9 protein-coding genes are annotated in these 9,795 nt (G+C 47.1%); 2 read left to right on the forward strand and 7 right to left on the reverse strand.

The features are described from left to right. Positions 1–128: 128 nt before the first annotated feature. From ADA01nite_RS13210 to ADA01nite_RS13235, 6 genes are all read right to left on the reverse strand, one after another. Positions 129–1,193 carry a glycosyltransferase family 4 protein gene (locus tag ADA01nite_RS13210; RefSeq protein ID WP_146810605.1) on the reverse strand — a complete coding sequence of 355 codons (1,065 nt, stop codon included), beginning with the start codon at positions 1,191–1,193 and terminating at the stop codon, positions 129–131. Continuing rightward, positions 1,190–2,530, reverse strand: coding sequence for an O-antigen ligase family protein (locus tag ADA01nite_RS13215; protein WP_146810607.1), 1,341 nt, complete (start codon positions 2,528–2,530; stop codon positions 1,190–1,192). Before ADA01nite_RS13215 ends, ADA01nite_RS13210 begins: the two co-directional genes overlap by 4 nt. Before the next feature lie 20 nt (positions 2,531–2,550). Beyond that, the gene (locus tag ADA01nite_RS13220; RefSeq protein WP_146810609.1) at positions 2,551–2,895 is read right to left on the reverse strand and encodes a hypothetical protein; all 345 of its coding nucleotides are present in this window, start codon (positions 2,893–2,895) and stop codon (positions 2,551–2,553) included. A 14-nt stretch (positions 2,896–2,909) separates the two neighbouring features. Next, positions 2,910–3,377, reverse strand: a complete 468-nt coding sequence (locus ADA01nite_RS13225; protein ID WP_146810611.1) for a DUF4330 family protein — start codon at positions 3,375–3,377, stop codon at positions 2,910–2,912. Then, a complete protein-coding gene (locus ADA01nite_RS13230) occupies positions 3,377–3,880 on the reverse strand; it encodes a DUF4330 domain-containing protein (protein WP_146810613.1) in 504 nt (167 codons plus the stop codon). The genes ADA01nite_RS13225 and ADA01nite_RS13230 overlap by 1 nt, the downstream gene beginning before the upstream one ends. 130 nt (positions 3,881–4,010) lie before the next feature. Beyond that, positions 4,011–5,135, reverse strand: coding sequence for a glycosyltransferase (locus ADA01nite_RS13235; RefSeq protein WP_170230278.1), 1,125 nt, complete (start codon positions 5,133–5,135; stop codon positions 4,011–4,013). Positions 5,136–5,351: 216 nt separating this feature from the next. Between ADA01nite_RS13235 and murJ the strand changes: the two genes are divergently transcribed. Together murJ and ADA01nite_RS13245 are read left to right on the forward strand one after the other, a co-directional pair. Further along, a complete protein-coding gene (gene murJ, locus ADA01nite_RS13240) occupies positions 5,352–6,938 on the forward strand; it encodes a murein biosynthesis integral membrane protein MurJ (RefSeq protein WP_146810620.1) in 1,587 nt (528 codons plus the stop codon). Between the two features lie 6 nt (positions 6,939–6,944). Then, on the forward strand, positions 6,945–7,862 hold the full coding sequence (locus tag ADA01nite_RS13245; protein WP_146810622.1) for an SDR family oxidoreductase: 918 nt from the start codon (positions 6,945–6,947) through the stop codon (positions 7,860–7,862). Between the two features lie 369 nt (positions 7,863–8,231). Here the strand turns inward: ADA01nite_RS13245 and csaB are convergent, their stop codons facing one another. Further along, the gene (csaB, locus tag ADA01nite_RS13250; RefSeq protein WP_146810625.1) at positions 8,232–9,347 is read right to left on the reverse strand and encodes a polysaccharide pyruvyl transferase CsaB; all 1,116 of its coding nucleotides are present in this window, start codon (positions 9,345–9,347) and stop codon (positions 8,232–8,234) included. Between the last annotated feature and the right edge of the window lie 448 nt (positions 9,348–9,795).

The raw sequence follows: 9,795 nt of genomic DNA on the forward strand, positions 1-9,795 counted from the left end.
AGAAAAGAGGGAAAAACGAGCTAACGGTAGAAAAAAGCGATCGCTTTTTCCCTCACCAGAATCGCTCCTTCTTTCCTCCTCTTTTTCTCTTAGCTCATACCACCATACAAATGTTGAAACATCAAACGTTATCTATATAGTAAAACCTCCAACAATTGTTCGATATACTGCTCCTGCTCTTCCTTGTATTGAAGCAAATTTTGCGGCGGTGCATGCAGTACTTCACGGCAAGCTTTGATGAAGTCTTCAGCGTCCCGGTTTACGAATGTTACGACCCCGTTCGGTCGCTTTATTGCGTCGCTGGCCACGGTAGGCGTACCGAGATACAGCGCCTCGCGAATAGAAATAGCGTCCCCGTCGCTGACCGTCGGACGGACAAACAGGGAGGCTTTCTGGATGAGCGGGTAGAAAGGAATTTTCTCGTACACAAGCAAAAATCTCTCTTCCAATCCATGTGCCGCAATACGTTCCTCATACCGTTCCAGCAAATCATTGTCTATCACGTGGGTAATGCAGTACACGAAACCGAGGTGCTTGTTTTCACGCGCCAGCTTGCTGAACATGTCAATGCACAAATCCAGTCCATACAGCTCGTTCCCGTTATACAGGTTGCCTACGCCGCCGTTTGCCACGATGGTCTGCGGGCATCGATCGAATAATTCCAGGACATAACCAGGAATTCGTTTTAAGTCGGCTTCCGGGTCAGTTGTCGGGGGAATGAACGCAGGAATGACGGAGATTTTCCGCTCCGGAATCCGAAGCTCCAGGAGCTTTTCCTTCACTTCTTCACTCACCGCTATGAAATGATCGGAAAGCATACCGGTCAGGTACACCATCATTCGCTGTACGAAGCCCAATTGCCCACCGTCATTGCGCAAGCTGTGAACCGTATGCACAACTTTTTTCCCTTTCAGTTTGAGCAGCGAAAGCGTAAAGCGTATCTGCCAGCGCAAAAAATGATTATGAATAATATCTTCATTTTTTTGAAAAAAATATTTCCAGGACCATTTTTCGATTTCCGGAATCGGCACGACGGCACGGTTTTTCTCGCCGTTCTCCCCGTTCCCGTCATAAATGATGAACGGAATCTCTTTCTGCTCCAGGCGGTCGCACAGGCGCTCCACATGAACAGAAATCCCCCCGGCGGGGGGGGGATATACGCCGATTTCGGCTACGGATTTTGTTTTTCTCATTCTTGCACGTGCTCCTTCCTTGCGCGGGCGAGGTTGTAGACGACAGATAGAATGGCAAGCAGAATCCAGAACATGAAATCTACCCGGTACTGATGCCACACATCTTCAAACAACCCTGCAATTGCGATTGCAATTAGAGATGCGATGCCTCCCTTGGCAATGTAAGAAAGCAACTTGTCCCTGCCTTCGTTCATGAACAAGCTCACGATAGCTGTACGGAGGCTCTGGTAAAACATATACAATAGTAGCAGAATTGCCAAAATGCCACCTGTTACAAAATTCATTAGGTAAATATTATGGAAATGGTTAATGCGTATGCCGGGCATCATATAATCAGTGTACACCTTCTTAAACGTTGTCAAATCTGCTCCGATCCCCGTTAACCAATAATCCCGAATCATCGCAAATGCCGATGGCCACATCTGCAGACGATATAAGCTTGAGGAGTCGGATTGCGGATTGGCGATGGATTGAATACGTACCATAATTGTATCCGGCAGGAAGTTGACTCCAACGGCTGCTATGATAAGCCCCATAATCAGAATACGACGGCTAATCATCGTTGCTAGTAGCGCCATCCCAACGAACAGAGCTACCCATCCGCTGCGGGAGAACGTTAGTACTACCGCAAGTGAGATGAGGCCAAACTGAAGGGCGAATAGAACGCGATTACCAAGCGATTTTGAATAGAAAATCAAAGCGAAACTTAGCGGCAAAACCATAATAAGATATTGAACAAATAGATTCGGATTTTCGAATGTGGCGTAAATCCGCTTGTTGAGTTCAGGATTCTGACTTATGTCCACCCATGCCGCCGTCGTAAATTGAAGCGTGAAATACTGGTACACGCCATATATCGACACCAGGCTGGCCGATAAAATAAGGCAGACGATGAAGCGGTACAGCGTCTCGCGTGAATCCAGCTTCATGACCAGCAGCAGGTAGAGCAGAAAGCTGATAAAGTAATAGAGCGTAAATTGAATCAAGCTTTCCGTCACATTAGCCGAGGTCAGGGCTGTTATGAACAGAATGGCCAGGAATAAGAATACGGCCAGATTTAGATGGTTTTTTAAATTGGCTTTTAGTTTATCGTAGTCCTGTGCCGTAACAAACAGCACGAGCACAAACAGAAGAATTAAAGCCAGCAGCGGGCGGTACGTGAGAATGGGAAGAGACAGAGCGAGCAAATACAGCCCGTACTCCATCCTGTATAGCGTAATCGCAAGAAACGCTCCCATCAGCACGAACTCGCCGGCCATTCCTATTTTATATTGGATGATGCCGATGGTCAGCAGCGCAGCGGCTACCAGCAGCATCAACGGACGTGTTTTCGTCATGGTATCGAACTCCCGATTCCCTACTTATTTACGTCGAACAGTTGTGCGAGCAGCCTGCCGGGAATGCTTGTGCGAATCGCAAGCCAGAGACGTTCCGGGCCTACGAACAGCACGAGTCCCGCTGCGACGAGATCAAGGGCAATAATGAGCACGAGCTTTTGCATGAACAATAAAATATAGACATGCAGAAAAACCATGATGAAGAATGTCCAGAATACATATTGCCACTGAACATTCTGCCACCGGTCTTTTAGGCGGGACAACAAGGAATGCTGTCCGGCCCGCTCCGAGAATAGCTTCATCAGCGCCACAAGCCCGTCCACTGTTTTATAGGCAAGCCAATCGTAAAACGACGGTTTCTTCATTCATTTTCACCTTCTTATTCCACGCTGATTACCCTGGATGCGAATACCGCGCGATCCGTTTTAGCGGGCAGGTACAGATTCGGATGGAAGAACGTATTATCGATAATCGGGCTTCCGTGTAATGAAATAAACCCGGAAGATTTTATCGTTAGATACACGTCTTCTTCACCTTTGAACGATGCAAGCCTGTATTTTCCTGTCGTTGTATCCGGAAGATATTTTTTTGCAGGTACCGCTTTGACCGCTGTGACTTCACCGAATGGCTGAAGCGCTCCTTTTTGGAAGATTTTATCTCCCGGTCGGATTGATTTGTGGAAAGAAGGCAATTGGCCTTCGATGGCAACCGTTACGGTCATTTCTTTGTGCGGCATTACCAATTTGCCTGCCATGGACGCTTTTAACGCGATAATGAATGCCGCTCCGATAAGCAACAGGGTAATGAGCGCATCTTTTAACGTGAAAGAAAAAGAGCGCTGATTCATCACTTATCACCTAAATTAACTTCGGATATGAGCGTTTCAATCAGGTATTTCGGTCCTTTAACGGATACCTTGCTTCCTGTAAGCAGCGCACTGCCGTCTTCACCGACCGCGGTTTCGCCTGAGACGCTGGCTTTTGTTTTTACGGTAATGTAGACGGAATACTTCTCAGGTACGTCGGACATAACCATGCGTCCGTCCGCGGTCGTTACAGCAACCTTGCCCGGCTGTTTCTTAATGGACACGACCTCGCCGATTTTGGCATTATTATCTTTGTTTCTCAAAACATCGCCCTTTTTAATTTGATCGACAACAAAGGGATGCTCAGCGCTGTTATACAGCACGTACGTTACTTCTTTCTGCGTTCTTGGTCCTGAAACTACTTCATCGCCCTGCGTAAACTTAATCCCGGCAAAAATCAGGGCACCGATTAAGAGCAGAATCAGAAATAAATCGAGAATGTTAATGACGCCAAAAATTCTTCCTTTTTGATCAATCATTTTCATGGAATCCTGTTCCTCCTATATTCATCTCGCAAAAAAATTCCTTCTAGCATAACCTTTCCTAGAATACCATACAAGCATTTTTCGTACAACAGACCCCGGGCAAATGAAAAAACCCGCTTCGCAAGCGGGTTTACTTCGTATTTGCACGAATGAGCTGTCGATAGAGCTCTTTCGTTTTCATCGCCATATGCGTGAGCGTGTATTCTTCCTTCACGGTACGGTACCCGGCCTCGGCAAGCTTCATGCGCAAGTCTTCGTCTTCCATTAGAATCACGATATTCTGCTTAATCTCTTCGGGATTCTTCGTTGGAATCACCAGTCCGTTCAGATAATCGACCAAAAAATCGGCAATGCCTCCGACCATTGTAGAGATAACCGGCTTCTTGGCAGCCATTGCTTCGAGCAGGGAGAGGCCAAGACCCTCCGAGTAGGAAGGGCTGATGAACAAATCCATCGCATGCAGGCAGCGCGGCACATCCTGACGGAATCCCGCAAAATGTACGCGATCGCTTATGCCGGCCTCCTTGGCCATATTCTCAAGCGGCCCTTTCTCCGGACCGTCTCCGATAACCAACCAGTGAACACGGGGATGTTCCTCTGCAAGCAGGATAAACGCTTGCATCAAATCCGTCAACCCTTTGACCGCGACAAGGCGGGAGACCGTGCCGATGACGAACGCATCGGCGGGAAGTCCGAGCGAACGGCGAATCTCTTCAGGCGCATCCTCCGTCTTAAATTCCTCGATAGGAATGCCGTGGTGAATAAGCGTAATGTCTTGTGATTTCACCCCGTCTGATTCAAGAGATTGTTTAATGGAATTCGAGATGGCGATATAGTGATCGTTCCACTTGCGTGTCCACAGTTCCATACGAGAGGCGAGGAAGTAGGCCAGCGGATTCGGGTAATCGTAGCGCAGCACGCTGTGTATCGTCGTCACGATAGGTACACGAGGAAGGGAGCGTGCGGCGAGACGACAGAAAAAGTTTGCTTTTACGCCATGGGAATGAATAAGCTCAGGCTTCTCCTCCTGGAATACGCGGGTAAGTCCCTTCACAAGCCGGAAATCAAAACGACCGTATGTATCCAGCACGATGACGCGAATGTTTCGTTTTCGTAATTCTTCGGCAAAAGTGGAGTTATAGAAACACACAACGACAGGGTCGACCGCGTGTCTGGACAGAATTTCAAGCAATTCGAGAATATGTTGCTCTGCGCCGCCAAACTCGCCTCCGCCGATTGCATGCAATATTTTCATTTTAGACATCCTCTGTTCACTTCCTGACCCTAGAGCAACTAAAAAACGTATGATGCTAAACGATGAAATCGTAACAATTATATCGCATCTTTACCGGTATGTTCAATGTAAGAGGGTTGATTTTTCTTATTTCAGGTATAGTATGAAAGAAGCCGTGTTTTTACACAGGGACTATTCAGATAGATTATCGTTGGGTAGTAAGGAGATTATATACATATGGCACAAACCGTACTTCGATCGGCCGTTGTGATTATGATTGTAACGCTTGTGGGGCGGGTGGTCGGCCTGCTGCGCGAGACGCTTTTGGCCGATAGTTTCGGAACAAGCTTCGAAGTGGATGCCTACCGGTATGCCTTTGCGATTCCGAGCATGATATTTTTATTTGTTCCGGGGGCGCTGAACGCAATCTTCGTTCCTTCTATTAAAAGCATGCTAGTGAACGGGAACAGGGAAGAAGCACAGGTGCTGTTCCGGAAAATGATGACCGTAACGGTATCGATTTATTTTGTGATAATGGCCATCGGTATGCTGTTTTCACGTGAGATTATCCAGTTGATGACCTTTATGCAGAACGGTTCAGAAGCGATTACTCCCGAACAGCGGGCGGCACAGCTGGAGATGGGAGCGAAGCTTCTGCAGTGGATGTGGCCGTCCGCCGTTTTCATCGCGCTCATCGGTGTGTTTCAGGCTACGCTTAATGCACATCAGCAATTTTTTATCCCGCAGCTGAGCACGGTTGTGAATTCGCTGATCGTATGCACGGCATATCCGCTGCTCGTTCCATTTTACGGAATTTATGGTGTGGCTATGGGCACGACGCTCGGCTTTTTGTTTGCGGCATTGTCTATGATATATGCGTTGAAAAAAGAGCGGTATTCGCTTGCACCGGATTTCAGATGGAATGACACGGAGATGAAAAAAATCGGAGAGCGTTTCATCCCGATTATGCTCGGCTCTTTGATTACGCAGGTATATACGTTTATTTATCCGGTGCTCGCTTCCGGTTTAGGGGAAGGAAGGGTAGCGGCACTTGGATATGCCAATATCGTATATCAGCTTCCGACGGCGATTTTTGTTGCAGCGTTTACGCTTCCGATTTATCCTTATCTTGTTGAATATTTTACCAAAGGTGAGATGGGCCGAATGAAGCAATCCATTACCGAAGGGATGCAATATTTATTTATCCTGATGGTACCGGTTATCGTGGCAATGATTGTCGTCCCGGATGAAATTGTTTCGCTTCTTTTCTATACGGGCCCTGACGGGGAGTTTGATTTAACGTCCATTGATCTGACGGCGACTGCGCTTCTATATATGGGATTGGGACTATTCTTCTTTGCGGCCCGCGATTTGTTAACCCGCGCATTTTATGCGATGGAGAATACGAAGTTGACTGTAATTGCCGCCGTAGTCGGTATTCTGGCTAATATTTTATCCAGCCTTATGTTTATGACATATCTTAGTCATGGAGGCGTGGCGCTTGGTACGACGACCGGATCATTGGTTAATATGCTGGTGTTGAGCTATTTCCTGCGCAAGCATATCGGACCGTTTATTCAGCGGACGTTCTGGGTGACCGCTCTGAAGACTGTAATAGGAGCAGCCGTGATGGGTGCGGTTTTGTATATGGCTACAGCATTCGTATCGTTTCATGGAGTTTGGATGCAAAAAATGTATATTCTTTTCTTGATTGCAGCAGGCGCGGGCCTTTTCTTTGCTGTGTTGGTACTGTTTCGTGAACCGCTCGCGCTGCGTATTATCGAACGTTTTGCCGGGAAGATAGTTAAAAGAAAAAGGGGATAGCAGGAAATGAAAGTTTTAGTAACAGGCGGAGCCGGCTTTGTTGGGTCTCATATTGTGGATCAGGCGCTCGAAGCCGGATATGAGGTAAGTGTTATTGACGATTTATCAACGGGAAAGAAGGGGCAGGTAAATCCGTATGCTTCGTTTTACGAAATGAATATCGCATCGCCGGATGTGGAACGTGTAATTCGACAGGAGATGCCTGATTTTATTATCCACCAGGCAGCGCAGAGTTCTGTTCCGATATCACTAAAAGATCCGATAGGAGATGCAACGACGAATATCATCGGTACGGTGAATCTGCTGGAAGCAGCCCGCAGGCATGGCGTGCGCAAAGTGGTGTACGCATCATCAGCGGCGGTATACGGAGAACCGCAGTATATGGGCATTGATGAAGTGCATCCGAAGCAGCCGTTATCACCATACGGCATCTCGAAATATGTGCCTGAGTTTTATCTGAATGCATACCATCATTTATACGGGTTGAACTATACGGCATTCCGCTATGCAAACGTGTATGGAGAGAGACAGGATCCGAAGGGAGAAGGCGGTGTAGTGTCCATCTTTGTTGACCGGGCCCTGGCCGGACAGGAATTAACCGTCTTCGGCGACGGGGAGCAAACGCGGGACTTCGTGTATGTACAGGATGTAGCCAGAGCCAATATTATGGCCCTGGCCGGGGGAGACAATGAAATTCTTAATATCAGTACGAACCAAAAAACAAGCGTAAACCAGCTCATTGCGCTGATGGAAGAAGCGCTGGGCAGCAAACTGGCTGTCAAGTATGAGGCGCCGCGCGAAGGCGATATCATGCACAGCTACCTTGATAATACAAGCGCTACAGAAAAGCTTGGGTGGAAGCCTCGGTACTCGCTGCAAGAGGGGCTAACAAAGACGCTTCGTTTTTATCAAGTCTCAAAGTGAAATCGGTCAGAAGAGTAAGGGCCCAGGTATACAGTTCATCATGGCTATCGCCGGTAAAGCTGGCAAACGTATGTTCATATGAAGACGTCATACTGTACGAGATGAAAGAAATAACCCAGTAACGATCGCGTTCCGTAATTTCAAAACGAACAATTTCGCCGGCCCGTTTTTTCCACGAAAACAAATCAAATAGGATCTGCACATTAGCCTGGTCATACTTTTTCAAAAGAATTCCCCCTTCACAGGTAGAAAAATCCATGTGAAGGGGGAATTCTTTATTTCCGGGACAACTTCCTTCCTGCCTTACAAAACTAGTGGCAAATAGGCAAAAGAAGTGCAATTTCGAGTCTTTATTCGACAAAGTTTTACTTAACGTTTTTTTCGCTTGCTGCGTTCAAGCAACTCGACAGCCAGGTGGCTGCTTTTCTCCGCTTCATGTACGAGTGCGCCGATATTACGCCGAATCTTTTCACGGGTGCCAGGCAAATCGTTTAGCACCGGTTCCACATTAGCCAGAAGCGATTCATAGCGTAAATCTTTAATATGTCCGGCGGATCTCATGCCGAGGCGCTGCACAAAACGATCCATCTTCGGATCATAGGAGATGCCGGCGAATGGAATGCTCATCACTGCCGCCAGAATAACGGAATGGAGCCGCATGCCCAGCACAAATTGGGACGCGCCGATAAAGCTGAATATTTGCTTAAAATTCATTTTCTCTTCGATGACGACGGCCCCCGGTTCCTTCATTTGCTTGATGATATCGAGCGAAGGGGCGAGGTCGGCCGGATTCTGCATAGGCAGGAAAAATATTTCCCATCCTTGACGCAGCGCTTCATCCGCAAATTGGGCAATGACAGCCTTGTAATCTTGTTCATTTTTCCACGCACGCACCGAGATAGCCATGACAGGTTTGGTTGAACCCGGTTTATACTTGCGAATGATGCTCTGACCGAATGAAATATCAACCTGATTCGGATTAATCGTCACTGCCGGGTCGGCCGTTACGTAAATGGGCGCTTGATGAACGCCTAATGATTTCAAATCCTCGCCTGATTGCTCGTCACGTACAGTAATAACGTCGACACGGTTAACGATCATGCGGATAAGCTGTTTGCTGATCGATTTGCTAATAGGTCCAATGCCTTGAGCATAGAAAATTACGGGTTTACCAAGCATTTTGGCCATCATGACGATGCCAAGATAGTAGATTACGCTGCGCGGGCTTGTCGCATCCTGAAGCAGGCTGCCGCCTCCCATGACAAGAAGGTCGGATTTTTGCAGTTGATTGACGATGGAACTCATCCGCCAGCGGTTAAATGCCGGAATGCCGAATAGGGCCTGTGTTTCGGCGGGCGTATTCGATAAAACGGCGAGCTCTGCGTCCGGTATATGTTTGGTAAGTGAAGAGATGATTCCGTACAGCACCGTGTCGTCCCCGGCGTTGTCGAATCCGTAGTACCCTGAGATCAGTATTCTTGCCATGAAAGCGACCTTCTTTCAAACCGAACTAAAACATGTACACTTTAGTATAGCAGGTTGCCATTAAGAAAGAAAGTTGTTACCTCTATAGGGAAATTTACGAAGAGCCTGCATATCAATCTATCGGTGTGTTTACATATTTGTATAGATTTAAAAAGGTGTTTTTACAAATTTGTATATATATTTACAGTTATTTGACGATTTCTTATTCAGAAAATCAAAAAGAAAGCGGATGCAAAATTGGCACACACTTTGCAATGTAAAAATAGCAGTGCGGAACATCCATCATTTTATTATAGAATGATACACCAACGATATGAACTTTAAGGAGGAATGTAATGTGATTCCATATCGTCCAGAACCGTTTACCAACTTTGCCGAGGAACAAAATATGAAAGCGATTAACGAGGCGCTTGAGAAGGTGTCCGCGGAGCTGGGCCGCGACTATCCG

The organism is Aneurinibacillus danicus (genome assembly GCF_007991215.1).
In the GTDB taxonomy this organism is placed as follows: Bacteria; Bacillota; Bacilli; order Aneurinibacillales; family Aneurinibacillaceae; genus Aneurinibacillus; species Aneurinibacillus danicus.